Origin of the sequence: Curtobacterium pusillum (genome assembly GCF_007680845.1) — a bacterium.
In the GTDB taxonomy this organism is placed as follows: Bacteria; Actinomycetota; Actinomycetes; order Actinomycetales; family Microbacteriaceae; genus Curtobacterium; species Curtobacterium pusillum_B.
In genome coordinates this window covers 258888-284943 of the sequence record NZ_VEIY01000005.1, presented here as the reverse complement: position 1 = coordinate 284943, position 26056 = coordinate 258888, and the positions used below count along the sequence as shown (strand labels likewise).

Here is a 26056-nt window from a genome sequence, read left to right as displayed (position 1 = left end):
GCACGCTGCTGCCCCCGTGCCCACCCCTCCGATCGGACCCCTCGATGGACCTCGTCTCCGTCCGCACCGTGCGGACGCCGTCGCACCGCGACGACCTCGACCTCGCTCCCGGTGAGCAGCCGCTCGCCGGCGGCACCTGGCTCTTCTCCGAGGAGCAGCCCGGCCTGACCGGGCTCGTCGACCTCACCGCGCTCGGGTGGCCGGACGTCGAGCGGTCCGACCACACCCTGACGATCAGCGCGACCTGCACGATCGCGACCCTCCTGCGGTACGTGCCGGACCCGGAGTGGCGTGCGTGGCCGCTGGTCGACCAGTGCGCGAACGCCCTGCTCGCGTCGTTCAAGGTCTGGAACGCCGCGACGGTCGGCGGGAACGTCGCGGTCGGGCTGCCCGCCGGCGCGATCACGGCGCTGTTGGTGACGCTCGATGCGACGGCGGTCGTGTGGACGACGGACGGCGGCGAGCGCCGGCTGTCGGTGGCCGATCTCGTGCTCGGCGTCCGCACCCTCGACCTCGGACCGGGCGAGGTGATCCGCGCGTTCGAACTGCCGGTGTCGGCACTCGCCGCGACGTCCGGGTACCGGCGGGTCGCGCTCAGCCCCCACGGTCGATCCGGGTCGCTCGTCACGGCGCGGTGGTCGGCGGACGGCTTCGTGCTCGTGGTCACGGCGGCGACCCCTCGCCCGGTGGTCTTCCGGTTCCGGGCGGTACCGGACCGGGACGCGCTCGACGCCGCGCTGCGTGCGCACGACGACTGGTACGACGACCCGCACGGCTCGCCGGACTGGCGGCGTGCGGTCAGCACGGCGTTCGCGCACGAGCTGCGCGACGAGGCCGCCGCGGGTGCGGCATGAGGCTCGACGTCGACGGCGTCCCGATGGACGTCACCCCGGCACCGGGGCAGGTGCTCCGGACGCTGCTCCGGGAACACGGGGTCACCGCCGTGAAGAAGGGCTGCGACTCGGGGGACTGCGGTGCGTGCTCGGTGCTCCTCGACGGCGTGCCCGTGCACTCCTGCATCACCCCGGCACACCGCCTGGACGGCCGATCGGTGACCACGGCGGCCGGGCTCGGCACCCCGGACGACCCGCACCCGGTCCAGCGGGCCTTCGCGGACGCCGCAGCGTTCCAGTGCGGGTTCTGCACGGCAGGCTTCGTCGTCACCGCGTCGACCTTCGGGCCGGAGGACCACGCCGACCACCACCGACGGCTCAAGGGCAACCTCTGCCGGTGCACGGGGTATCGGTCGATCGAGGACGCCCTCGCGGGTGTGACGAACACCGCGTGCGCGGGTGCGGGCGACGCGATCGGCCGGTCCGTGGCGGCTCCCGCGGCGAAGCGGATCGTCACCGGACGCGAGGAGTACACCCTCGACGTCCGCCAGACCGAGGGACTCCTGCACCTCGCGGTCCTCGGCAGCCCGTACCCGCACGCCCGCATCGTGTCGATCGACACCACCGGAGCCGCAGCGCTCCCCGGGGTCCACGCGGTCCTCACGCACGAGGACGACCCCGGCGTGCTGTTCTCCACCGGGCGACACGAGTCCCGCCTGGACGACCCCGACGACACCCGGGTCCTCGACCGGGTCCTCCGGTTCCGCGGACAGCGGGTCGCGGCGGTCGTCGCGGACAGCGTCCGAACGGCCGAGCAGGCCGTGGCGCTCCTCCGCGTCGAGTACGAGGAACTGCCGAGCGTGCACGACGTCGACGCCGCCCGCGCCCCGGGGGCTCCGCTCGTGCACGGCGAGAAGACCACCGCCGAGCACCGGATCGCGGAACCTGACCGGAACGTGGTCGCCAGCCTGCACGGCGAGACCGGCGACGTCGAGGCCGCGCTGGCCACGGCGGACGCCACGGTCGACGGCGTCTGGTCGACCCCGCGCGTCTCGCACGCGGCGCTCGAGACGCACGCCACCCGTGGTTCGATCGACGCCGACGGCCGGCTGCTCCTCCGGACCGCCACCCAGGTGCCGTTCCTCGTCCGCGACGAGATCGCCCACGTCTTCGGCCTCGACCCGGAGCGCGTCCGCGTCGTCGCGAAGCGGGTGGGCGGCGGGTTCGGCGGGAAGCAGGAGCTCCTCACCGAGGACCTCGTGACCCTCGCCGTCCTGCGCACCGGTCGATCGGTGCAGTACGAGTTCAGCCGTCGCGACGAGTTCACGATCGCCCCGACCCGGCACCCGATGCGCGTCCGGGTGCGGCTCGGTGCCACCACGGACGGCACGCTCACCGCGATGCACGTCGACCAGACCATGGACACGGGCGCGTACGGCAACCACGGCATCGGCGTCATGTTCCACTCCGTCAGCGAGTCCGTCGCCGTGTACCGGTGCCCGGTCAAGCGGGTCGACGCCGAGTCCGTGTACACGAACAACCTGCCGTCCGGCGCGTTCCGCGGGTACGGACTCGGCCAGGTCGTGTTCGCGATCGAGTCGGCGATGGACGAGCTCGCTCGCGAGCTCGACATCGACCCGGTGGAACTCCGCCGCCGCAACGTCGTCGTCCCCGGGGACCCGCTGGTCGTCACCGACGTCGACGAGGAGACCGACCTCCGGTGGGAGGGCAGCTACGGCCTGGACCAGTGCCTCGACCTCGTCGAGCAGGCGCTCGCGACCGGACCGGACACCGCCGAGCACGACGCACGCCTGCCCCGGATGGGCGGGCCACCGCTCGACGGCTCCCCGGACTGGGCGTACGGCACCGGGGTCGCCCTCGCGGCCATCGCCACGCTGCCGCCCCGCGGTCACCACGCCCACACCACGGTCGAGCTCCGCCCCGGCGGCCGGTACCGGATCGGCGTGGGCACCGCCGAGTTCGGGAACGGCACCACCACCGTGCACACCCAGCTCGTCGCCACGGCGCTCGGCACCACGCCCGACCGGGTCGACGTGCACCAGTCCGACACCGACGCTGCCCGGCACGACACCGGTGCCTACGGTTCGGCCGGGGTCGTCGTCGCCGGCAAGGCCTTGTACGCGGCCGCGCAGGCCCTCCGCGACGACCTCACCGCCCGGGCGCTCGCGCTCGTCGCCGCACGGACGCCCCGCACCGCTTCCGGCGTGCTCGGGCCTGCCGTGTCGATCGAGCCGGACGGGATCCGGGTCGGCGACGAGACCGTCGGGCTCGACGAGCTCCTCGCCGACGGCCCGATCGTCGCGCACGGCAGCCACGACGGCACACCCCGCTCGCTCGCGTTCACCGTGCACGGCGCCCGCGTGGCGGTGCACCGCCCGACCGGGGAGGTCCGGGTCCTGCAGAGCGTCCAGGCCGTCGACGCGGGCACGGTCCTCAACCCCGAGCAGCTCCGCGGCCAGGTCGAGGGCGGCGCGGCGCAGGCGATCGGATCGAGCCTCTACGAGGAGGTCGTGCTCGACGACACCGGCCGGGTCGTCACCGACGCGTTCCGGTCCTACCGCGTCCCGAAGATCTCCGACGTGCCGAGGACCGAGGTCCTCTTCGCCGCCACCCACGACCCACTCGGACCACTGGGAGCGAAGTCGATGAGCGAAGCCCCGTACAACCCGGTCGCCCCGGCGATCGCGAACGCCGTGCGCGACGCGATCGGCGTCCGGCCGTACCGTCTGCCGATGACCCGGGACCGGGTCTGGGCGCTCGCCACCGACGGAGGTGCCTGATGTTCGAACTGGCACCGCGCCTCCTGGCCGCACTGGACGCCGGCGACGCGATCGCGGTGGCGACCGCGGTCGATGTGCAGGGGAGCGCGCCGAGCGGCACCGGCACGTCGATGGCGCTGCTGCCCGGCGGGCAGGTCGTGGGGACCATCTCGGGCGGGTGCGTCGAGGGGGCGCTGTTCGTCACGGCGGAGGAGGTCCTCGCGACGGGGACACCCGTGCTCGCGGGCTTCGGCATCGACCCGGAGGGCGGAGCAGGGGCCCTGGACGGTGATCAGGAGGACCCGGACGCGACGTGGGCACCGGCGCTCCGCTGCGGTGGCCGCCTCGAGGTGCTCGTGCACCGCGTCACCCCGGACGACCACGCGGTGGTCCGGGCCCTGCGGGACGCCGCGGCGGGCCACGCGACCTCGCTCGGGCTGTCGCTCGACGCGGGCACGCTCGGCGCCGTCGTCCGGCCGGAGGACGGCTGCCGGACCCGCGTGTTCACCGAGTACGCGGGCGGCCGGGCGCGGTGCATCGTCGTCGGTGCGGTCGAGTTCGCGGTCGCCGTCACGAACGCCGCGGCGGTGCTCGGGTACGCGGTGACGGTCGTCGACCCGCGCCCGGTGTTCCTCACCGACGAGCGGTTCCCGGCGGCGCACGACCGGGTCGTCGGGTGGCCGCCGCGGATCCTCGCCGACACCGCGATCGACGAGCGGACCGTCGTGGTCCTGCTGTCGCACGACGACCGGTTCGACGCCGAGGTGCTCGACCTGGCGCTCCGCCGGGGCGCCGGGTACGTCGGGGCGATGGGTTCGCGGGGGACGCACGAGAGCCGCGCGGCGCGACTCCGCGAACTCGGGACGCCGGACACGGACCGGCTGCGGTCGCCGATCGGGCTCGACATCGGGGCGACGACCCCGGCGGAGATGGCGCTCGCGATCATGGCCGAGGTCGTGATGACGCGCACCGGGCGGTCGGGGCGGCCGCTGGTGGGGGAGTCGGGGCCCATCCACGAGCGGGGTCAGAGGTCGGCGAGCTCCCCGAGCGTGTCGTAGGCCGCTGCGACCGCGTCGACCCGGGCGCGCCCCGCCGGGCCGGAGGCCGTGTAGACGTCGTTCGCGATCGCCGCCACCACCGCGAACATCGCCGCCATCGAGTCGAAGGCGGCCGGAGCGTCCACGGGGACCAGGATCGTCGTGTTCGCCGGCGCCGCGATCACGGCCGCGGTGGGGTCGCCGAGCACGACGACGTCGGCTCCGGTCCCGCTGCAGTGCTCGACGAGCCGGGCGACCCCGGCTGCGTGGCGGCGGACGGTCACGATCACGACGAGGTCCCGGCGGTCGAGGTCCGCGACCTCCTCGCCGAGTCGTTGTCCGGGTGCCGGCCCGACCCGGACGTCGGCACGGACCTGGGCGAGCTGGCCGCGGAGCTGCAGGGCGACGGCGTGCGCGGCGCGTTCGCCGATGACGAGGACCCGGCGAGCGCGGACGATCCGGCGCGCCAGGCGGGGGCGGTCGGCTCGGGCGAGGGACGCGAAGCCGGCCGCGAGGTTCCGGGACTCGACGATCCGCTGGTCGACGTGGGCGGCGTCCTCGGCGACCCACGGCAGGCCGCTGCCACGGGCGGCCATGAGTTCCTGCCGGGCCTCGGCGGCGTCCTGGAAGCCGAGGGAGCGGACGAGCCGGGAGACGGTGGCCTTCGAGGTGTCGGACTCGGCGGCGAGGCGCTGGGAGGTGCCGAGGAGCAGGAGTTCCGGGTCGTGGCGGACCACGGCGGCGACCCGGCGTTCCGCCGGTGAGAGGCGGTCCCACACGGCGTCGATCCGCCCGCGGATGTCCGGCTGCGGCCCGGTCACGAGGCACCGCCCGCACCCGTGCCCGCGCCCGAGCCCGTGTCGGCGCTGGTGCTCGTGCCCGTGCCGGTGCGGCCGTCGGTGACCGGCGCGACCAGCGTGTGCACCGCGACGGCCAGGGCGTCGAGCCCGAGGGCGACGTCCGCCGCCGAGACGAACTCGTCCGGGTGGTGGCTGGTGCCGTCCGGGTTCCGCAGGAACAGCATCCCGACGTCGACCACGAGCCCGAGCGACATCGCGTCGTGCCCGGCGCGGGAGAACAGCTCGGGCGGCTGCTCCTCACCGGTCGCGACGATCCCGGCGCGCAGGGCGTCCATGAGCACCGGCGCGCAGAACACCGCCGGGGCACGGTGCACCTCGGTGGGGCGCACGGTCACACCGCGTCGGGTGCCGACCTCGTCGAACGCGGCGGCGATGTCGTCCCAGACGCGGTCACGCCCGTCGTCGAACTCACCGCGGAGGTCGACCGAGAACCGTGCGAGGCCGGGGACGACGTTCACCGCCCCGGGTTCGACCGTCATGGTGCCCACGGTCCCGATGTGCTGCGACGCCCGGCAGATCCGTTCGACCGCGAGCGCGGCCTCGGCGGCGGCGAGCAGCGCGTCGTGCCGGCGTTCGTACGGGGTGCCGCCGGCGTGCCGGGCCTCGCCGACGGCCTCGACGGCGAACCGCCGGGCACTGGCGATGCTCGTGACGACGCCGAGGGCCTTGCCGGCCTCGTCGAGGTACGGACCCTGCTCGATGTGCGCCTCGAGGTACCCGAGCACCGTGGCCGGGTCGATCGCGGCGTCGCCGACGGCGTCCGGGTCCAGCCCGAAGTCGGTGAAGGCCCGGCGGAGGCTGACACCGTCGCCGTCCTCGAGGTCCCACCAGCTGTCGTCCCACACCCCGGCGACGGCGGAGGACCCGAGGAGCGCCTTGCCGAAGCGGGTGCCCTCCTCGTCGGAGAACGCGATGACCTCGAGCGCGACGGGCAGCGGCCCGTCGGCGGAGAGCCGCGCGACGGTGCGGATCGCCATGAGGACGCCGACGATCCCGTCGTAGCGCCCGGCGTCGACGACCGTGTCGAGGTGTGAGCCGAGGAGCAGCGTCGGGGCGTCGGGGGTGGTGCCGTCGGTCCGGCCGTGCAGGTTGCCGGCGGCGTCCTGCCAGGTGCGCAGGCCCGCGTCCCGCATCCACTCGCCGACGACGGCGTTCACACGGGCGTGCTCGGGGGAGAGGTACACGCGGGTGATCCGGCCGGGCTCGGCGGTGATGGCGGCGAGTTCGTCGCACCACCCGACGACGACGGCGGCGTCCGCCGTGCCGAGCGCCGACGCGACGACGGTCACCGCGACGCCCCGGCGACACCAGCGTTCGTCGCGTCCGCCGCGCCCGCGCCAGCGGCCCCGGCGTACACGTCCAGCGCCGCGTCCACCCCGCCACCCTGGGGCACCGCGTGCCCGGCCCGCCGCAGTGCGTTCTCGAGCGCCGCGAGCGTGGTCACGACCGCGTCCTTCCGCGCGTTGTACCCCATCGTCCCGATCCGCCACACCCGTCCGTGCAACGGCCCGAACGAGGTCCCGATCTCGATGCCGTGGTCGGTGAGCATCGCCCCTCGGACGGCGTCGCCCTCGACGTCGGCGGGGATCTCCACGGCGACGACGTTGTGCATGCGGTGCGCGAGGTCCCCGAAGGTCCCGAGCCCGAGCGCCTGCACGCCGGTGAGCATCGCCCGTCCGGCGAGCTCGTGCCGGGCGACGACCTGGTCGCGGCCCTCGTCGAGGAGGATCCGGGCGCACTCGTTGGCGGCGTAGAGCATCGACGCCGCCTCGGTGTGGTGGTTGAGCCGTCGGGGTCCCCAGTAGTCGAGGATCATGGCGAGGTCGAGGTAGTTCGACCGGATCGGGTCGTCGCTGACGTCGTCGCCGGGTTCGCGGATGCCGGCCTCGACGCTCCGCCGGCCGTCGAGGACCGCCACCGCCCGCGGCGACAGGGTCACCGGCGCGCTGCCGGACGGGCCGCCCAGGCACTTCTGCAGCCCGGCGCTCACGGCGTCGATGCCCCACGCGTCGACCTCGAGCGGGTTGCCGCCGACGGTGGCGGTGGCGTCCGTGTAGAGGAGCACACCGTGCCGCTCGCAGATCGCGCCGAGCTCGTCGAGCGGCTGGTTCATGGTGGTGGACGTGTCGCCCTGCACGATCGCGAGGACCTTCGGCTTCGTCGCCACGATGGCCGCCTCGATCGCGGTCGGCGTGAAGACCTGGCCCCAGTCCGTCTCGATGGTGTGCACCTCGGCGCCGGCGCGGGTGGCGATCTCGACGAGCAGGTGCCCGAACCGACCGAACACCGGCACGAGGACCCGGTCACCGGGAGCGAGCAGCGACACCAGGACCGCCTCGATGCCCGCGCGGGACGTCCCGTCGACGAGCACGGTCGCGTCGTTCCGGGTGCCGAACACGTCGCGGTACAGCGCCTGCGTGGCGGTCATCGTGCCGGTCATCCACGGGTCGTACTGCCCGACGAGCGGCGTCGAGAGCGCCCGGAGCACGCGCGGGTCCGCATCGATCGGCCCCGGGCCCATGAGGAGCCGGGCGGGTGGGTTGACGGGGTGGGACATGGTGGCCTTCCGGGTGGAGCTCAGCGGGGCTGGTGGGACGAGTGGGTCGGACGGGTCGTGGCGGCTGCGCGGGCGACGAGGGCACGGTCCGTGCCGGCCGCGCCGACGAAGCAGACGCCGACGGGCGCGCCGTCGACGCGCAGCAGCGGTGCGCTCACGGCGGGCAGGCCGCCCACGCCCGCCACGGCGGTCATCCGGAGCGTCGCCCGGCGGGTGGCCAGGACGTCGGGACCGGTGGCCGTTCGTGACGGGGCCGGTCCGGGCACGGTCGGGAGGCACAGCACGCCTCCGCCGATCGCCTCACGGATGCGGCGGCGCAGTTCCGGCAACCGGGCGCGCGCCGCGGCTTCGTCGTCCGGGGTCACCGTGGCGGCGAGGGCGAACCGTTCGGCGACGTCGGCGCCGAGTGCGCCCGGGTGCGCGGTGACCCAGGTGCCGTGGTTCCGCCAGGCCTCTGCGGCCTGGACGACCCGGAGCGTCTCGGCGAGGTCGTCGAGGTCGGGCAGGACGACCCGGCGCACGTCGCGCCCGCTCGCCTCGAGCCAGACGTCGAACGCCCGGACGGTGGCCGGCTCGGCGGCGTCGAGGAGGGCGTCGGCGACGAGGAGCGTGCCGCCGTCCACCGTGCCGCCGTCCACCGTGCCGTCGGCCTCCGGCAGGGCCACCGCGACCGCGGCGGCGAGGACGTCGGGGGTCCGGGCGAGCCACCCGACCGTGTCGAAGGACTGCGCGAGCGGGAGGAGCCCCTGCCGGGACACCGCGCCGTGCGTCGTCCGGATGCCCCAGAGCCCCTGGTACGAGGCGGGGACGCGCAGGCTGCCGGCGGTGTCCGTGCCGAGGCCGAGGTCCGCCTGGCCGAGTGCGACCGCGGACGCCGGCCCGGACGTCGAGCCGCCCCCGATGCGGGTGGGGTCGGCGCCGTTCGGCGTGGTGCCGGAGTGGGCGTTCCGACCGGCCAGCGAGTACGCGAACTCGTCGGTGCGCGCGATCCCGGTGACGTCGGCGCCGGCGTCGAGCAGGGCCTGCACGGCCGGGGCGTGGGCGGTGGCGACCGGTGCCGAACGCTCCCGCTCGGGGTTGCCCGCACCGACCACCTGGCCGGCGACGTCGAACAGGTCCTTCACGGCGACCCTGATCCTCGCGAGCGAGCGGTCGGCGCCGGTGCTGCGCCCGTGCACGAGCGGGTCGCCGACGACCCGCCAGACCGAGCGGTCGAACGCCTTCGGACGGCCGGTGACGTGGGCGACGGCGATCCGCCAGTCGCCCTCGGTCCGCCGCCAGAGCTGCGTCTGCAGACCGCGGCCGCCACCGTCGAACGCGGACACCCCGACCACGAGCACGGTGTCGTCGGTCAGGGTGCGGAGCTCCACGGACTCGATGGTGCGACGTGCGATCCCGCCGCGGGCCGACCGGAAGGCGCTGATCGCGTCGTGCCCGCGGAGGAGCCCGGCGTCGTCGCCGCGGAGCGTTCCCTCGCCGGGCTCGAACAGGGCGTCGAGCACCGCGGTGTCGTCACGGGCCAGGGCGTCCTCGTACGCGGTGAACGCCGCCTCGAGCCCCTCCGGCCACGACGTGCCGCCGGTCACGGGCCCACCTCGGCGAAGTCGGCCTTGCGGATCGTGGCGTGCGAGCCGCACACGAGGTCGACCACCTGCGAGATCCGGAAGTCCGTCGCGGCGCTGAGGTACGCGTACGCCAGGTGCTCCTCGACGCCCCACCGTGCCCGGAGCAGTGCGATGGCGGCCCGGACGCAGCGACGGACGGCCTCGTCGAGGTCCCGGTCGAGTCCGGTCGGCACGAGGTACTCGGTGGTCTCGGCGAGCGGCCCGACGAGCTCGCCGAACCGGCGGAGCGCCTCGGCCCGCGGCACCAGGTCGAGCCGGAGCGTCAGGCGGAGCGAGGCCTCCATCGCGGTCAGCGCGACCTCGCCGTCGCCCTGCGCGAAGTGCGGGTCGCCGACGTAGACGCCGGCGCCCGGGACGAACACGGGTAGGTGCAGCGTCGACCCGGCGGTGAGGAGCGCGATGTCGAGGTTCCCGCCGTGCGGCCCCGGCGGGACGGAGTGCGCGCGTTCGTCGGCGTCGGGCGTGACCCCGACGATGCCGGGGAACGGGCGGAGCGGGAACGTCACCACGCGCGGGCCGCCCTCGACGGCGGGGAGCCTGCCGTGGTCGGTGCCGTCGCGGGTCACCACGTCGGCGAACACCGACACGGACTCCTCGGCGCGGGGGAGCTCGCCGGGCAGCGCGCCCCGGCCGTGCCGGTTCGAGATGACGCCGTACGGCACGCGGGGGTCGGCGCGGAGGATCGTCACCGAGACGACGTCGCCCGGCTCGGCGCGGTCGACCGCGATCGGGCGGGACACGACGTGCGGTCCGTCGCCCGCGCCGCGTTCGAGCGACCGGGTGACGTCGACGGCGTCGTCGAGCACGTCCGCACGGGAGACGCCGTGACGGCCGAAGAACGCGACCGGGTCGGAGCCCTGGTCGTCGAGGATGCCCTCGTGGCTCAGCGTGTCGACGGACACCACGGTGCCGGGCCGGACGCGCAGGGCCGGTTCGTCGGTGCGGGACGGCAGGCGCCCCCAGAGGACGTCGGACGGGGTCGAGCCGAGGTGCACGTCGGTCTCGGCGAGCGGCTCAGCCACGGTCCACCAACGCACCCTCGACGGCGGTGACGCCCTCCGCACTGGAGGCGACCCGACGACCGCGGAGGAACGTCTCGGTGACGCGGCCCCGCGCCTCCAGGCCGGCGAACGCGGAGACCGGGTTGCGGTGCGCCAGGCCGGCCACGTCGATGACCGCCGTGGCGGACGGGTCGAACACCGCGAGGTGGGCGAGGGCGCCGGGGGCGATGCGCCCGCGGTCCGCGGTACGGACGAGGTCCGCCGGACCGGTCGTGAAGAACGGGAGGATGCGCTCGAGGGGCAGGCCGCGACGGTGCGCCTCGGTCCAGACCGCCCGGAAACCGACCTGCAGCCCGGCGATCCCGCCCCACGCGAGGCCCCAGTCGTCGACCTTGAGGTCGGCGGTCGAGGGGGAGTGGTCGGACACCACGAGGTCGATCGTCCCGTCGAGGAGGCCCTGCCAGAGGGCGTCACGGTTCGCGTCGTCACGGATCGGCGGGCAGCACTTGAACTCGGTCGCGCCGTCCGGGATCGAGCCGGCCTCGAACGCGAGGTAGTGCGGGCAGGTCTCGACCGTGATGCGCACGCCGTCGTCCTTCGCGGCGCGGATCATCGGCAGCGCCGAGGCGTCGGAGAGGTGCAGCACGTGCACGCGCGCACCGGTCGCCCGCGCCCCGTCGATCACCCGAGCGATGGCGGACCGTTCGGCCTCGGGCGGACGGGTGCCGAGGAAGTCGTCGTAGTGCACACCGAGGGCTTCGTGGGGGACGAGGAGGGCCGGGTCCTCCGCGTGCACGATGAGGAGCGCGTCGATCCGGGCCACTTCCTCGATCGCGGCCCGCAGCTGCACGGGGTCGAGGTGCGGGAACTCGTCGACGCCGGACGGGGCCGTGAAGCACTTGAAGCCGAACACCCCGGCGTCGTGCAGGGCGTCGAGCGAGCCGAGGCTCGCCGGGACGGCCCCGCCCCAGAACCCGACGTCGACCGCGACCCGGCCCTCGGCGCTCGCGCGCTTGACGGCGAGGGCGTCGACCGTGGTCGTGGCGGGGATCGAGTTGAGCGGCATGTCGATGATCGTGGTGACGCCGCCGAGGGCCGCGGCACGGGTGGCGGACGCGAAGCCCTCCCACTCGGTGCGACCGGGTTCGTTCACGTGCACGTGGGTGTCGACGAGGCCGGGGAGGAGCACGTGGCCGGCCGGGACGACGTGCTCGGTGGCGGCCTGGGCGGTGCCGGCCGCTGCGGTGCCGGTCTCGGCGGTGCCGGTCTCGACGACCGCGTCGATCGGGAGGACCGCGGTGATGCGGCCGTCGCGGACGACGACGGTGGCGGGCCGGAACGCGCCGTCCACCCAGGCCCGCTCGGCGCGGAAGACGGCGTCGGCCGGCCCGGTGCCGGCCGGCGCGGCGTCGTCGGGCGCGGCGTCGTCGGGCGCGACGCCGGCCCGGTCACTGGCGGTCGGCCGGGTGTCGGCGGGCGCGGCGTCGTTCGGCCCGGTGGTCGTGGGTGGTGGAGCCAAGGGCGGGCCTTCCGGTGGAACGGTGAGCAACGAGCGGGGAGGGGTGAGCACGGGTGCCCGGCTCCCCTCCGACGCTACGGAGCGCCGTCGGCCGAGCCGTTTCCGCCGTGTAACGGTCGTGTGACGGATGCCCCTGCTGGAACGAGCGTTTCAACCAGGCCAGTGTTGCAGAGACCAGCGGTCGCCGTCCCGCTCGTACGCCCGTCGGTTGCTCGGACCCTCGCTGTCCCCCTGCCAGAACAGCATCCGGACCGGGGTGATGGCGTACCCCCGCCAGTCCTCCGGCGGCTCCAGCGCGGAGTCGTTCGCGCGCTCGAACGCGGCCCACCGCTCGCGCCGCAGCTCCTCGGGTTGCCCGGCGAGCTCGTGGTCGTTGATCCACGCGAGCACCTGCAGGTACCGGGACCGGGCAGCGTAGGCGGCCTGCGCTTCCTCCGGGGTCACCGGTTCGACGTCGCCGGTCACGACGAGCTGCCTCGACGCGTGGGGCTGCACGATGGTGACGGTGGCGCGCGGGACCGCGGCGAGCTCGGCGGCCTTCCGGCTCCGGGCGTCGGTGTGGAAGTGGAACCGCGCACCGTCGAACGCGGACAGCAGGACCGTCCTGGCTGACGGGTAGCCGTCCAGGCCGATGGTGGAGAGGGTCATGGTCGGGGTCGGATCCGTGTCCGGTGCCGACAACCAGGACCCGGCGAGGGCGAGCGGGTCGGGCGACGCGCCGACGCCGGCCGCGCCCGCGCCGGCCGCACCCGGGTCCTCGCTCACGCCGGGGGTGCCGGGTCGAACCGGGCGATCTCGTGCAGGGACGCGACCGCCTCGTCCAGGGAGTGCTCCCAGAGCGCCGCGCCGTACGACGCGCTCGCCCGGCTGGCGTCTCCCACGACTCCAGGGGTGCCGAAGTCGTTCGACAGCCACCCGAACGAGACCGGTCCGCTGTTGAACGCGATCTTCTCGAAGCCCGCGATGTGCTCCGGCACCCATCGTTCGGCACGGGACATGTCGACGAGGTCCGGCCGGAGGTGCAGGATCATCGACGTCTCGGCCGCGCCGCCGTGGATCCCGAGCCCGAACTCGTCCGCGTCCTCGCCGTCGGGCCCGGGGAGCCGGGCGAGCGTCGGCATGAGGAACGTCTTCAGTCCGTACCGCTTCCGGATCTCGCGGAGCGCGACCTGCAGCAGCGCCACGTTGCCGCCGTGTCCGTTGGCGAAGACGAGCGTGCCGGCGCCGGTGAGGGCGACGGCGCGGCCGATCTGCACGACGGTGTCGAACATGGTGTCCGCGTCGAGCCACACCGTGCCCGGCGCCCAGCTGTGCTCGTCGGACTTCGTGAACGCGAGCGTCGGGAGCTTCCAGACGTCGAGTCCCTCGGCGGCGGCACGGTCCACCGCAGCACCGCCGATGTGGTCGGCGAGCAGGAAGTCCGTCAGCAGGGGCAGGTGCGGGCCGTGGTGCTCGACGGCGCCGGTCGGCTGCACCACGATCGTGTCCGCCGTGAAGTGCGCGGCGACGTCGGGCCCGGACCGCTCGGCGAGGTTGCGGGAGCCGGTGCTCACTTGCCGAACCCCGGCACGACGGGCTGCGCCGACGCGGTCGAGCCGCCGGACACGACGAGGGCCGGGTCGATGACGTGCCCGGGGTTGAGCAGCCCGTCCGGGTCGGTGCGCTGCTTCAGCGCGACGAGTTCCTCGACGCCGTGGTCGACGTAGTACTGGTGCGGGCTGTGCACCCGCACGCCGAGGTCCCGGAGGACGGGGTAGCCGGCGTAGACGTCGTCCGCGCCGGTGTACGGCGCGGTGAGCATCCCGATCGGACCGGCGTGCGCCGCCTCGATGTGGAGCATGCCGCCGGGGTAGACCGCTTCGACCTCGGCGATCCGGTCGATGAGCGCTTCGCCGCCGACCTCGACGTGGAAGTACACGGTGCCGGGGGTGTTCCGCTTCAGCCACCAGATCGGGTGGTTGTAGGACAGCATCGACACCTTGGTGGTCTGCTGCAGGCCCTCGCGGACGTCCTCGACCGCGCCGCCGGCGAGCTCGATGAGCGTGCGCGACTCGTCGAGCGCCTCGGCGTCGATGATGCCGCGCAGGCTCGCGCGCTCCGGGGAGATCGCGTCGTCCTTCGGCAGCGTCGCCGCGATCTCGGCGCGGTCCGCGCTGACGAGCCGCGGCGCCGGTGTCGTGCCGCGGAGCGTCCGCACCGCGGTGAGCGCCTGCTCGAACGTCGGGAACGTCGCGTACACGGCGCGCCAGTCCTGCAACGGCTCGAGCCGCACCGTGGCGCGGGCGATCACCCCGGCCGTGCCGTACGTGTGCACGAACGGCTGGGCGTCATCGCCCTCGACGTGCACGAGCTCGGTCTCGCCGGGGAGCGCGATGTCGAGCGCGGTGACGAAGCCCTCCCAGTTCGACCCGTGCGAGATCGACCCGGTCCCGCCGGACCCGCCGGACAGGAAGCCGCCGATCGTCGACTGCGCGGTCGACGGGTACATCCAGAGCTGCTGACCGGCCGCTGCGGCCGCCTGCTCGAGCGCGACCATCGAGGTCCCGGCCTCGGCGGTGATCCACCCGTCACCGACCTCGACCACGGCGCGCGCCCGGGACGTGTCGAGCACGAGACCGCCGTGCAGCGGGATCCCCTGCCCGTAGTTGCCGGTGCCCTTCCCGCGGGTCGTCACCGGGACACCGTGCCGCACCGCGGCAGCGAGCGTGGCCGCGATCTCGTCGGCGCTCGCCGGGTAGGCGACGAGGTCGGCGACCCCGAGGGGGAGCTGCTCGGTGAGGATCGGGCTCATGGTGGCCTCGTCGACCGAGGACCGCTCGCGGGTGCGGGGGTCGTCGCTGACGCCGCGCTCACCGAGCAGGTCGGCGAGCTCGGCGCGGAGCGCGCCGAGCGCGTCCGTGACGGGTGCGGGGGCTGGGGTGGTCATGCTGGCTCCTGTGGGGTGCGAGGTGCGTCGACGGCGGACGGGAGGCGCGACACGGGCTGGTGCCGCGCCTCCCGTCCGCCGTTTGGTCGGCTCAGTAGCCGAGCGAGATCTTCTTGTCGAGGAACTCGTTGGTGTAGAGGTCACTGGCCGTCAGGCCGGACGCCACGTGGCCGCCGGACCCGTCGAAGATCGGCGTGGCCTTCTTGATGAAGTCGGTGACGCGGGCGTCGTCGAGGTCGCCGACGTAGCCGTTGTCGCCGTCGGTCGCGATACCGAGGTCCTTCATCTGCTTCGCGGCGAACGCGCCGACCTTGGAGTCGTACGCCCAGCCGTTGTTGTACTGCTGCACGAGCTTCGTGATGAGGTCGTTCGTCGCCGACGGGGACTTGAGGTAGTCGACGTCCGCCTGCTGCATCACGGGGACGAGCTTCTTGAGGCAGGGCGTCAGCTTCGTCAGGTCGCCGGAGCGCACCGACATCGTCTCGGGGTACGGGTTCCAGCCGGTGCTCGAGATGAGCTTGTAGTCGACCTTCTTGCCCCAGGCCGCGACCTGGTTCTGGTAGATGTACGGCTCGGCGGTCGCGAAGCCCTGCTGGGCGTCCTTGCCGCCCGCGGCGACGAACTTCGACGGGGTGCCGTCGTAGCTGCCGTCGAGGACGCTCTTCGGCAGCGTGCCGCTCTCCTGGAGGTACGTCATGTACGCGGCGCCGTTGAAGTAGCGGACCACGCCGCCGTCGGCCTTGAGATCCTTGCCGAGCGCCTTGATGCTGCTGACGTCCTTGTACTTCGACGGGTCGTACATGATGACCATCGGCGACTTGTCGTTCTCGGCGAACACCGCGGTGGTCGGGAGGTTGCCGGAGAACTGGACGGCCTCGTCGGTGGACACGTAGCCGAGGGTGATCGACTTGTCCTGGTACATCTGCGAGCTGACGGTCGAGTAGCCGATCGCCGGGCCACCGGCGCGGATCTCGAGCTTGACGCCGGTGGACTTGCCGTTCGCGTAGAGGTCGCCGGTGACGGTCTTGCCGGAGGCGTCGATCGTCGGGTTCGGGCCGAGCATCTGGTACAGGTGGCCGTGGTCGCCCTCGGGGTTCCAGTCGGTCTGGACGACGACGGTGGCCGGGCAGGCGCTCGACAGGTCGATCGCCGGGCCGGAGGCGCTGCTCGCCGCGGCGGTGGTGCTCGTGTCGCTGGACGAGCCGCTCGCACATCCGGCGAGGGCGAGTGCGGTGACGCTGAGCGCTGCGGTGGCGACGCCGATCCGGGTCGTGAGGCGCATGGGTGCTCCGTTCGTGGTGCGGGTCTCGTGGTGCTGGGGGTCGGGTGAGGGGAGTGCTGGTGCTGTGGGAGGTGGAGCTGGTCTGGGGGTCGTGCTCAGCCGAAGTCGTGCCAGCGCCCGACGGCGAGGCGACCGATGAGGCCGAAGACGAGGAACACGGCGACGCCGTAGAGCGAGGCGATGATGATCGTCGCGTAGAGCTCCGGACCCATCAGCCGGGACGCCGTCACCTGGATGAGGACGCCGAGGCCGGGGTTGCCGCGCTGGAAGAACTGGTCGCCGACGATCGCGCCGATCACCGAGAGGCCGGCCGAGGTGCGCAGGCCGACGAAGATCGACGGCAGTGCCGAGGGGATCTGGAGCTTCACGAGCTGGGCCCCGCGGCCGGCGCGCTGGAGCCGGAAGAGCTCGCGCTGCGCCCGGTCGGACGACTGCAGGCCGAACAGGGTGTTCGACACCATCGGGAACAGGGCGATCATCACCGTGACGATGACGCGGCTGACGAACTCGTACCCGAACAGTGCGCCGATGAGCGGCACGAGTGCGAGGATCGGCACGCACTGCAGGATCACGGCGTACGGGTAGAGCGAGTTCTCGAGCCACTTCGCCTGCGCCATGAGCATCGCCCAGGCGACGCCGATGACGATCGCGAAGCCGAGCCCGGTCAGCGACACGACGGAGGTGCGTCCGAGCGCCGTCCAGAGGTCGTGGCCGAAGGTGGTGACGGTGCCGCTCGGGTCCGTGTCCCACACGATCGCCTTGAGCACGAGGTGCGGGTACGGCACGAGGAACGCCAGGCTCCGGACGTGGTCGTAGTAGGCGGCGGCCGCGTACCAGACGCCGACGAGCACGGCGAGGACGACGAGCGGCTGCCACCACGTCACCGTGCGGCGGGTCCGGCCGCGGCGGGCCGCGACGCGTGCGGTGCGCGCCTGGGTGGCTTCCTGCACGGTGACCATCAGCGGTGCCCCTCTCGGAGTGCGTGCGAGACCTTCCCGACGAGTTCGGCGAACTCCGGGGTGAAGCGGATGTCGGGGTCGCGGGGCATCGGGAACGGCACCTCGAACCGGCCGACCACGCCGCCGGGACGACCGGACATGACGATGACCTCGGTCGACAGGTACACGGCCTCGGAGACCGAGTGCGTGATGAAGAGCCCGGCGAAGCGCTGCTCGACGAAGAGCCGGAGGAGCTCGTCGTTGAGGCGCTCGCGGGTGATCTCGTCGAGGGCGCCGAACGGCTCGTCGAACAGGAACAACTCGGGATCGAGCGTGAGCGACCGGGCGAGCGACACGCGCATCCGCATGCCGCCGGAGAGCTGCTTCGGCAGGTTCGTCTCGAAGCCGTTCAGGCCGACGAGGTCGATCGCCTGCTTCGCCTTCGCGGCGCGTTCGGCCTTGGGCACCCCGCCGAGCTCGGCGAGGAGCTCGACGTTGCCCTGCACGGTGCGCCAGGGCAGGAGCGTGGCGTCCTGGAAGACGTACCCGATCCGGTCGGCGGCGACGCCGGCCGATCCGTCGGAGGCGGTCTCGAGCCCGGACGCGATCCGGAGCAGGGTCGACTTGCCGCAGCCGGAGGGACCGACGACGGACACGAACTGTCCGCGGTCGACGGTCAGGTCGACGCCCTGCAGGGCGATCGTGCCGTTCGGGAACGTCATCTCCACGTTCCGGAAGTCGAGCAGCGTGTCCGTCGCGGTGACGGGGGCTGGTGCGGTGGTGGTCACGGCTACCTCGTGTTCTGGTGGGCGTCGGGGTGGTCAGGCGACGGGTTGGACGACCCGGGCCGCGGCGACGGTGCGCCGTACTTCGGTCCGGGCGACGAGGCGACCGCGGGCGAGCACGATGCGGTCGGCGGGAGCGTTGGCCACGGCGTCGGTGACGGTCGAGGCCGACAGGGCGAGCAGGTCGGCGCGTGCGCCGGGGAACACGCCGGCGGGCGGGAGGCCCATCACGCTCCGGGCGCCGTCGCTCACCATCGCGTACGCCTCGTCCGGCGTGAGGTGGGCGGCCGACACGAGGAGGGACGCGGTCTCGAGGGCGTCGCTCCGACCGACGGGGTTGAACGGGTCGCGGACGTTGTCGGCGCCGGCGGCGACCCGGACGCCGGCGTCGAGCAGCGCCCGGATCGCGGTGAGGCCGCGCGGCGTCGACACCGGGTGCTGCCAGCCCTGCAGGTACAGGTTCGTGATCGGCAGCGTGATGACGCCGATGTCCGCCGCGGCGACGTCCGCGACGACCTCCGCGAGCCGCTCGGCGCCGAGGGTGCCGAGCCGGACGCAGTGCCCCGCGGAGTACTGCCGGTCCCGCGGCCAGTCCCGGACGGAGCGGGCGTAGTGGTCGAGGGTGACCGGGCCGTCGAGGCTCTCGTCTGCGTGCAGGTCCACGCCGAGGCCGCGCCGCTCGGCGATGGCGAGCAGGCGGTCGACGTCGGCGTGCGGGTCGTCCGCGAGGTGCGGGGCGCCGCCGACCAGGTCCACGCCGAGGTCGAGCACGGCCTCGACGTGCTCGTCGGGGGCGAGCGGTCCGGCGAGCGCGACGAGCTCGATGTCCATGAGGTCGGCGAGCTCGTCCCGCACCCGCACGAGAGCCCGTGCTCCGCGGACGGCGTCGGCGACGCTCGCGCTCCCGCCGTCGCTGAGCACGTCGACGTGGGTGCGGACGGCGGTGGTGCCGGTGGCGAGCATCGCGAGCGCCTGGGTCCGGGCACGGTCGGCGATCTCGTCGACCGTCATGGTCGTGGCGTACTCGGTCCAGGCCGCGATCGCGGAGCCGAGGTCGCCGAGCGGCGGTCGGATGCGGTCGGCGCTGAGGGCCTTGTCGAGGTGCGCGTGCGGCTCGGCCGGGGCGGGGAGGAGGAGTCGTCCCTCGAGGTCGAGGGTCCGCTCGGGAGCTGCGGTGCGGCGGCCGGCGGGCGCGACCTCGGTGACGGTGCCGCCGTCGATCGCGACGTCGACGAGGCCGCCGTCGGGCAGCAGCGCGTTCCGCAGGAGGGCGATCGGGCGGGGCGATGACGAGTCCATGGGGCCCTCTCGATCGTGTGTGAGAATGTTGATCGCATCAACATCCACGATGCTAAGTGGGCTGTGTTTCCCGCTCGTTTCGCTCCGGTTGCCGGATGTGACGAACCCCGGAGCACGGAACGACCAGCCCCTCCCTGACCCCCGATCGGAGCGCGATGCCCACCGAGATGATCGAGACCGACCGGATCGTCGACGACCAGGCACGACGGGTCGGCGAGCACATCCGGGCCCTCCGACGCGCTGCGCGGATGACGCTCGTGCAGCTCGCCGCCGGCACCGGCCTGTCCCACCCGTTCCTCAGCCAGGTCGAACGCGGGCACTCCCGCGCGAGCATGGTGTCGCTCGAGAAGATCGCGGCCGCGCTCGGCACCAGCCAGGTCGAACTCCTCGCCGCCGGCGCCCCCGCCGGCCGGGAACCCGACGACCGGCGGCCCGAGGTCGTCCGAGCCGACGAGGGCGCACGCGGGCCGTTCTCCAGCGGCGAGGCCCGGCTCCTCGTGCCCGCCGGCCCGCACGCGTTCGAGCCGCTCGAGTGGAAGGGCGACAACACCGACCTCGGGGAGTACTTCGAGCACCGGGAGGACGAATTCCTCACCGTGCTCGCCGGCGACGTCGTGCTCGACCTCCGCGGCCAGGACCTGCTGCGGCTCGGACCGGGGGACTCCGCGTACTACCGGGGCGGCACCGGGCACCGGTGGTGCAGCGCCGACGGCAGCGCGTTCCACCTCGTCGTCGTCAAGGAGACCCCGCGGGCCGGAGCCGCCTCGTGAGCGCGGTGCCGAACCGGTTCCGGGTCCGGATCGCCGGCCGGGAGGCGGTGGCCGAGGACGTCGTCACGCTCGACCTCGCACCCGTCGGACCCGGTGCGCTGCCCGCGTGGGAGGCGGGCGCCCACATCGACCTCGAGGTCGCGGACGGCACCGAGCGGCAGTACTCGCTCGTGACCACGACCAACGCCGGGCACTGGCGCGTGGCGGTGCTGCGCGAGGCATCGGGGCGCGGCGGTTCGCTCGCCGTGCACGAGGCGCTGCGCGTCGGCGACGAGGTGACCGTCGGCGGACCGCGGAACCACTTCGGGTTCGACCCCCAGCGACCGGCGGTCTTCGTCGCCGGCGGCATCGGCATCACCCCGATCCGCGCCATGATCGCCGCAGCCGAGGCGGCCGGCACGCCGTGGGAGCTGCACTACGCCGGCCGGAGTCGCGCGCGGATGCCGTTCGCCGCGGAACTCGTCGCGGAACACCCGGACCGCGTCGAGATCGCGGTCGCCGACGAGGGCACCCGGCTCGACGTCGACGCGCTGCTCGCCGACCCCCGCGACGCGGTCGTGTACTGCTGCGGCCCGCGGCGGCTGATGGACGCCGTCGAGGCCGCTGCGGCGCACTGGCCGACCGGCAGCGTCCGCGTCGAGCGGTTCGAACCCGCGGCCGACGCGGACGCCCCGGGGGAGGCGTTCGAGGTCGAGCTCGCCGTCACCGGCGTGACCGTCACCGTGCCTGCGGACCGCACGGTGCTCGAGGTCGCCGAGGAAGCCGGCGCCTTCGTGCTGTCGTCCTGCCGGGAGGGCACGTGCGGCACGTGCGAGACCCCCGTGCTCGAGGGAGCCGTCGAGCACCGCGACACCGTGCTCAGCCCGGCGGAGCAGGCCGACGACCGCACGATGATGGTCTGCGTCTCCCGCGCCCGTCGGGGCTGCCCGCGCCTGGTGCTCGAGCTGTAGCGGGTCGGCCGGCAGTGCCGACCGACCCGCTCGGGGCTACGGCTGCTCGGTGTCGTCGAGCGGGGCGCCGGTCAGTGCGGACAGGCGCTCCAGCCCGGCCTCGGCGACGAGCTGCCGGGCGAGCGGCCGGGCCCGTGCCACGGCCTCCCGGACGTCGACGCGGGTGACCTCGAAGTCGGCCAGGCTCAGCTCGCCGTCCACCCAGACGTCCTTCACCTCGCGGCTCCCCGCGACGAACACCACCGCCTGGTACGGGTCGTGGACGTTCGCGAGCGTGGGGCTCTCGCCGTCGAACACGACCAGGTCCGCACGCTTCCCGGGCTCGAGCGACCCGATCTCGTCGTCCATCCGGAGCGCCGCGGCGCCGCCGATCGTGCCCATCTCGAATGCCTCCCGAGCGCTCATCGCGGTGGCCTGCAGGTCCCGCACCCGGGCCAGGATCGCCGCGGTCTTCATCGCCTGCAGGAAGTCCTGCGAGTCGTTCGACGCCGGACCGTCCACGCCGATGCCGACCGGGATCCCGAGCGCGCGGAGCTCGGCGACCGGGGCGATGCCGCTCGCCAGGATGCCGTTCGCGACCGGGTTGTGCGCGACGCCGACGCCGTTCGCCGCGTAGCGCTCGCGGTCGTCGCGGTCCACCCAGACGCTGTGCGCGGCGATCACCGGGACGCGGAACATACCCGTCGCCTCGGCGTGCCCGACGACCGTCTTCCCGGTGCGCTGCCGTGCCGCGGTGACCTCCTCGCGGACCTCCTGGATGTGCACGTGGATGCCATGGCCGCCGTCGACCGCGTAGCCGATGTGCTCCTCCCACGCGGCGTCGGTGTACCGGCCGATCGAGGACATCCCGACCCGGAACGAGCTGTACCGGCTGGCGTCGGCTGCCTCACGCAGGGCATCGAACTCCTCGAGGATCGGCGTCGGACCGAAGCCGCGGTCGACGTCGCCCGACCCGAACGAGACCACGCCGCGCAGCCCGAGCTCCTCGAGCGCCTGCACGACCCCCGGCGTCGCCGGCTCGCCCGGGATCGGGTCGGAGCAGAACATGTCGTTGGCGGTGGTCACGCCACTCCGGAGCATCTGGATGCCCTGCAGCATCGTGCCCGCGTACGCCTTGTCCCGGGTCATCACGGGGTTCACCCGTCCGACGAGGGCGTTCAGCCACTCCCAGAGCGTGTACTGCGAGCCGATGCCGGTGATGAGGCCCTCGCTGAAGTGCCCGTGCGTGTTCACGAAGCCCGGTGTCACGACGTCGTGCGCCCCGCCCCGGACGACCGCGTCGGGGTGCTCGGCGTGCAGCTCGGCGTACGTGCCCACGGCAGCGACCCGGTCCCCGTCGAGGAGGACGGCCCCGTCGCGGATCGCGGCGGGGGTGGCGGAGGACTCCGGCGCGGCGGTGAGCACCCAGCCGGCTCTGATCAGGGTTCGTGACATGGGGCGAACCTAGGGTCCGCGTGTTCCGCGGGTGTTTCCGCGGCGTTACCCGCGTGCGCCCGCCGCCCCGGTCGGCACGCTCGTCACGGGCCGGAAACAGCCGGGTGCTACAAACGCACCCATGCTGACCGTCACCGGCGCCCGCCGCGTCCTCGTCGACCCCCGCACCGAACGCGACGGCGACGTCGTCGTCGACGACGGGAACGACGTCCCCACCACCCTCGACGCGACCGGCTGCGTCGTGACGGCCGGCCTCGTCAACGCGCACCACCACCTCCTGCAGACCGCGTTCCGGACGCTCCCCGGCACCCGCGGCGTCCCGATGGCCGACTGGCTGCCCGTGATGGCCGGCGCGTACGGGCGGGTCGGACACGATCCCGAGCTCTACGGACTGGCCGCTGCCGTCGGAGCCGCGGAGGGCCTCCTGTCCGGGGTGACGACGATCGCCGACCACCACCTCAACTGGCCCGCGGACGCTGCAGCCGACGACACCGTCGCGCTCGCGGCGGCGACCGTGGACGCGGTCCGCGGACTCGGCGGGCGGCTCGTGTTCGTGCGCGGCTCGGCGCGGGACGACCCGGACCGCGCAGCGGAGTCGGCGTCGGCGATCGTGACCGGGCTCCTCGGGGACGGTGCGGTCGGGGGAGTCGACCCCGACGGCCGACTCCAGGTCGCCGTCGGGCCCGCGGGCGTGCACTCCGACGGCGAGGCGACGTTCCGGGCGCTCGGCGAGGTCGCGGCCCGGCACGGCCTCCGCCGCCGGACCCAGGCGAACGAGCAGGTCGACACCGCGATCGCGCTCGAGCGGTACGGGCGCCGGCCGCTCGACCTCCTCGAGGAGTGGGGCTGGCTCGCCCCGGACGTCACCGTCGCGCACCTCTGCGACGTCACCGACGACGAGATCGCGCGCCTCGCCGCGGCCGGCGTCACGGCGACGCACGCGCCCGGGTGCGACGTGCCGATGGGGTGGGGCGTCGCACCGGTCGCCCGGCTCGCCGAGGCCGGCGTGACCGTCGGCCTCGGCACGAGCGGCGGCGGCAGCAACGACGCCGGGCACCTGCTCGCGGACGCCCGGCTCGCGATGCAGGTCTCCGCGCTCGTCGGCCCGCAGCTCCCGGCGCGCCAGGTGCTCGGCATGGCCACCGAGGGGTCGGCGCTCGGGCTCGGTCGCCCCGAGCTCGGGCACCTCGGCGCCGGGAGTGCCGGGGACCTGTGCGTCTGGGACGTGTCCGGGGTCGCGGACGCGGGCGTCGACGACCCGGTCGCGGGGCTCCTCTGGGCGTCGCCGGGGCGCCGCCCGAAGCACGTCGTCGTCGGGGGCCGGGTCGTGGTCCGGGACGGTCGGCTCGTGTCGGCCGACGAGCGCGAGCTGGCGGCCCGCCTCGGCGAGCGGCTGCGGCGGACGCCCGCGGGGGCCTGAGCGCGCGCCCGCCGCGCCCGCGCCTGCCTGGGCGAATCGGGCGTACCTGGTCGATTCGGGCGTACCTGGTCGAAAGTTTCGACCAGGTACGCCCGTTTCCGCCTGGTACGCCCGGAACCGCCCGGCACGACGAGCGCCCCGTGCGACCGCCCGTCACCCGCCGGAGACACGGCCGAAACACGCGGCTGCCATCCTCCGGACATGGACCTCTCCGACCTCGACCGGCTCGACGTCGCCGACGCCCGCGCCCTCGCCATGACGTGGGCCGCCGTGCCGCGCTGGGCGGACACCCTCGTCGCGGGACGGCCGTACGACTCGGTCGACGCCCTCGTGGCGACTGCCGATCGCCTCGCACGCTCCTGGACGGACGACGAGGTCGCAGCCGCACTGGCGGACCACCCGCGCATCGGCGACCGCCCGACCGGCTCCGGAGCCTCGGCCGCGGCGTCCCGGACGGAACAGTCGTCCTCCGCCGACGCCGACCCCGAGACGGCCGCAGCGATCCGTGAGGGGAACGCCGCCTACGAGGCACGGTTCGACCGGGTGTTCCTCGTCCGCGCCGCCGGTCGCTCGGCCGCCGAGATCCTCGTCGAACTCCGCCGCCGGCTCGCGAACGACGACGCCGCCGAACGCGCCGAGGTCGCCGACGAGCTCCGCGCGATCGCCCTGCTCCGGATCGAGAGGACCCTCGCGTGAGCCACTGCACCACCCACGTGCTCGACACCACCCACGGCCGGCCGGCGGCGGGCATCGCCGTGACGCTGAGCGACCGCGACGGGGTGATCGTCGCCCGCGGCACCACGGACGACGACGGCCGGATCGGCGACCTCGGCCCGGATCGCCTCGCCCCCGGGGCCTGGACGCTGTCGTTCGCCACCGAGCCGTACTGGTCCGCGCTCGGCACCACCGCCTTCCACCCGCGCGTCGACGTCACCTTCCACGTCACCACCGAGGACGCGGACCGGCACCTGCACGTCCCGCTGCTCCTCAGTCCGTTCGCCTACTCCACCTACCGAGGGAGCTGACCCCATGTCCGCCACGTCCACCGCCACCACGACCTCCACCGTGCACCTCGGCGCGAACCAGTACGGCAAGGCCGAGGTCCGCCTGGTCCGCGTCACCCGGGACACTCCTCGGCACGAGATCGAGGACCTCACCGTCACGACGCAGCTCCGCGGTGCCGCCCTCGCCGACTCGTACACCGACGGCGACAACGCCAAGGTCGTCGCCACCGACACCCAGAAGAACGTCGTCTACGCCTTCGCCCGGGAGCACGGCGTGCACACCCCGGAGGAGTTCCTGCTCCGCGTCGGCCGTCACTTCACCACCGCGTTCGACTGGTACGACGGAGCGACGCTGTCGGCCGAGCAGCACGCCTGGGAGCGCATCGCCGTCGACGGCCAGGAGCACGACCACGCGTTCGTGCGCGCCGGACGGGGGACGCGCACCGCGGTCGTCCAGCTCGACGGCGACGACGTGCACGTCGTGGCCGGCGTGACCGACCTCACCGTGCTCAAGTCGACCGGGAGCGAGTTCCACGGCTTCCCGCGCGACGGCTACACGACGCTCGGTGAGACGGACGACCGGATCCTCGCGACCTCGGTGACCGCCCGGTGGCGCTACCTGCCGTCGGCCGTCGAGGCGGGCATCGACTACGACGCCGTGTACGCCGGGGTACTCGACACGATGCTCGCGACGTTCGCGGACCTCCACTCGCTCGCACTGCAGCAGACGCTGTTCGCGATGGGCCGGACCGCGATCGAGGCCTTCCCCGAGATCGCCGAGGTCCGGTTCGCGATGCCGAACAAGCACCACTTCCTGGTCGACCTGTCCCCGTTCGGACTCGACAACCCGGGCGAGGTCTTCTACGCCGCGGACCGGCCGTACGGGCTCATCGCCGGGACGGTCGTCCGGGACGGGGTCGAGGACGCACCAGCAGCCTGGGTGTCACTGCCCGGCTTCGTCTGACGTCGGGGCCGTCGCACCCATCGGTGTTGCGGGGAACCGCACGGTTCGGGCGGAGGGCGGACGCGCAGCGCC

Annotated in this window: 23 protein-coding genes; 9 read left to right on the top strand and 14 right to left on the bottom strand. The window is 74.0% G+C overall.

Annotated features, from left to right (window positions below):
* The first annotated feature begins 44 nt into the window (after positions 1-44).
* Genes FS825_RS13055 through FS825_RS13045 form a run of 3 tightly spaced genes read left to right on the top strand, consistent with a single transcriptional unit; the run spans position 45 to position 4671 of the window.
* Positions 45-854 (top strand): FAD binding domain-containing protein, encoded by an 810-nt coding sequence (locus FS825_RS13055; RefSeq protein WP_144713679.1) that lies wholly within the window; start codon positions 45-47, stop codon positions 852-854.
* Positions 851-3634: a molybdopterin-dependent oxidoreductase gene (locus FS825_RS13050; RefSeq protein ID WP_144713677.1), complete on the top strand. Its 2784-nt coding sequence runs from the start codon at positions 851-853 to the stop codon at positions 3632-3634. Before FS825_RS13055 ends, FS825_RS13050 begins: the two co-directional genes overlap by 4 nt.
* A complete protein-coding gene (locus tag FS825_RS13045) occupies positions 3634-4671 on the top strand; it encodes an XdhC family protein (RefSeq protein WP_144713675.1) in 1038 nt (345 codons plus the stop codon). The genes FS825_RS13050 and FS825_RS13045 overlap by 1 nt, the downstream gene beginning before the upstream one ends.
* Here the strand turns inward: FS825_RS13045 and FS825_RS13040 are convergent.
* From FS825_RS13040 to FS825_RS12980, 13 genes are all read right to left on the bottom strand, one after another.
* Positions 4638-5471 (bottom strand): MurR/RpiR family transcriptional regulator, encoded by an 834-nt coding sequence (locus FS825_RS13040; RefSeq protein ID WP_144713673.1) that lies wholly within the window; start codon positions 5469-5471, stop codon positions 4638-4640. The two genes, FS825_RS13045 and FS825_RS13040, sit on opposite strands and share 34 nt — an antisense overlap.
* Complete coding sequence (locus FS825_RS13035) at positions 5468-6799, bottom strand: allantoate amidohydrolase (protein ID WP_144713671.1); 1332 nt, start codon at positions 6797-6799, stop codon at positions 5468-5470. The genes FS825_RS13040 and FS825_RS13035 overlap by 4 nt, the downstream gene beginning before the upstream one ends.
* Positions 6796-8067 (bottom strand): pyridoxal-phosphate-dependent aminotransferase family protein, encoded by a 1272-nt coding sequence (locus tag FS825_RS13030; RefSeq protein WP_144713669.1) that lies wholly within the window; start codon positions 8065-8067, stop codon positions 6796-6798. The genes FS825_RS13035 and FS825_RS13030 overlap by 4 nt, the downstream gene beginning before the upstream one ends.
* Before the next feature lie 20 nt (positions 8068-8087).
* The gene (locus FS825_RS13025; RefSeq protein ID WP_144713668.1) at positions 8088-9653 is read right to left on the bottom strand and encodes an AtzH-like domain-containing protein; all 1566 of its coding nucleotides are present in this window, start codon (positions 9651-9653) and stop codon (positions 8088-8090) included.
* Positions 9650-10714 (bottom strand): acetamidase/formamidase family protein, encoded by a 1065-nt coding sequence (locus FS825_RS13020; protein ID WP_260981164.1) that lies wholly within the window; start codon positions 10712-10714, stop codon positions 9650-9652. Before FS825_RS13020 ends, FS825_RS13025 begins: the two co-directional genes overlap by 4 nt.
* Positions 10707-12044 (bottom strand): allantoinase AllB, encoded by a 1338-nt coding sequence (gene allB, locus FS825_RS13015; RefSeq protein WP_395886199.1) that lies wholly within the window; start codon positions 12042-12044, stop codon positions 10707-10709. The genes FS825_RS13020 and allB overlap by 8 nt, the downstream gene beginning before the upstream one ends.
* A gap of 318 nt (positions 12045-12362) precedes the next feature.
* A complete protein-coding gene (locus FS825_RS13010) occupies positions 12363-12977 on the bottom strand; it encodes a pyridoxine/pyridoxamine 5'-phosphate oxidase (protein ID WP_144713663.1) in 615 nt (204 codons plus the stop codon).
* Positions 12974-13765 (bottom strand): creatininase family protein, encoded by a 792-nt coding sequence (locus FS825_RS13005; RefSeq protein WP_144713661.1) that lies wholly within the window; start codon positions 13763-13765, stop codon positions 12974-12976. The genes FS825_RS13010 and FS825_RS13005 overlap by 4 nt, the downstream gene beginning before the upstream one ends.
* A complete protein-coding gene (locus FS825_RS13000; RefSeq protein ID WP_144713659.1) occupies positions 13762-15138 on the bottom strand; it encodes an FAD-binding oxidoreductase in 1377 nt (458 codons plus the stop codon). The genes FS825_RS13005 and FS825_RS13000 overlap by 4 nt, the downstream gene beginning before the upstream one ends.
* Positions 15139-15229: 91 nt before the next feature.
* Entirely contained in the window at positions 15230-16420 is a 1191-nt protein-coding gene (locus FS825_RS12995; RefSeq protein ID WP_144713657.1) for a substrate-binding domain-containing protein, read from the bottom strand.
* 95 nt (positions 16421-16515) lie between these two features.
* On the bottom strand, positions 16516-17379 hold the full coding sequence (locus FS825_RS12990) for an ABC transporter permease (protein ID WP_144713656.1): 864 nt from the start codon (positions 17377-17379) through the stop codon (positions 16516-16518).
* Positions 17379-18146 carry an ABC transporter ATP-binding protein gene (locus FS825_RS12985; protein ID WP_260981163.1) on the bottom strand — a complete coding sequence of 256 codons (768 nt, stop codon included), beginning with the start codon at positions 18144-18146 and terminating at the stop codon, positions 17379-17381. The genes FS825_RS12990 and FS825_RS12985 overlap by 1 nt, the downstream gene beginning before the upstream one ends.
* Positions 18147-18179: 33 nt before the next feature.
* Positions 18180-19442, bottom strand: a complete 1263-nt coding sequence (locus tag FS825_RS12980; RefSeq protein WP_144713654.1) for an amidohydrolase family protein — start codon at positions 19440-19442, stop codon at positions 18180-18182.
* A 155-nt stretch (positions 19443-19597) separates the two neighbouring features.
* Here FS825_RS12980 and FS825_RS12975 point away from each other — a divergent pair, with 155 nt between their 5' ends.
* Both FS825_RS12975 and FS825_RS12970 read left to right on the top strand, forming a co-directional pair.
* On the top strand, positions 19598-20212 hold the full coding sequence (locus tag FS825_RS12975) for a helix-turn-helix domain-containing protein (protein WP_144713652.1): 615 nt from the start codon (positions 19598-19600) through the stop codon (positions 20210-20212).
* On the top strand, positions 20209-21162 hold the full coding sequence (locus FS825_RS12970) for a PDR/VanB family oxidoreductase (protein ID WP_260981162.1): 954 nt from the start codon (positions 20209-20211) through the stop codon (positions 21160-21162). The genes FS825_RS12975 and FS825_RS12970 overlap by 4 nt, the downstream gene beginning before the upstream one ends.
* 36 nt (positions 21163-21198) lie before the next feature.
* Here FS825_RS12970 and FS825_RS12965 read toward each other — a convergent pair whose 3' ends face one another.
* Positions 21199-22596: an amidohydrolase family protein gene (locus tag FS825_RS12965; RefSeq protein WP_144713650.1), complete on the bottom strand. Its 1398-nt coding sequence runs from the start codon at positions 22594-22596 to the stop codon at positions 21199-21201.
* A gap of 121 nt (positions 22597-22717) precedes the next feature.
* Between FS825_RS12965 and FS825_RS12960 the strand changes: the two genes are divergently transcribed.
* The 4 genes from FS825_RS12960 to pucL all read left to right on the top strand — a co-directional run bounded on the left by FS825_RS12960 (position 22718) and on the right by pucL (position 25984).
* Positions 22718-24016, top strand: coding sequence for an amidohydrolase family protein (locus FS825_RS12960; RefSeq protein WP_144713648.1), 1299 nt, complete (start codon positions 22718-22720; stop codon positions 24014-24016).
* A 201-nt stretch (positions 24017-24217) separates the two neighbouring features.
* Positions 24218-24712: a 2-oxo-4-hydroxy-4-carboxy-5-ureidoimidazoline decarboxylase gene (gene uraD, locus FS825_RS12955; protein WP_144713646.1), complete on the top strand. Its 495-nt coding sequence runs from the start codon at positions 24218-24220 to the stop codon at positions 24710-24712.
* Positions 24709-25041, top strand: a complete 333-nt coding sequence (uraH, locus tag FS825_RS12950) for a hydroxyisourate hydrolase (protein ID WP_144713644.1) — start codon at positions 24709-24711, stop codon at positions 25039-25041. Before uraD ends, uraH begins: the two co-directional genes overlap by 4 nt.
* A 4-nt stretch (positions 25042-25045) precedes the next feature.
* On the top strand, positions 25046-25984 hold the full coding sequence (gene pucL / locus FS825_RS12945) for a factor-independent urate hydroxylase (RefSeq protein WP_144713642.1): 939 nt from the start codon (positions 25046-25048) through the stop codon (positions 25982-25984).
* Positions 25985-26056: the final 72 nt, after the last annotated feature.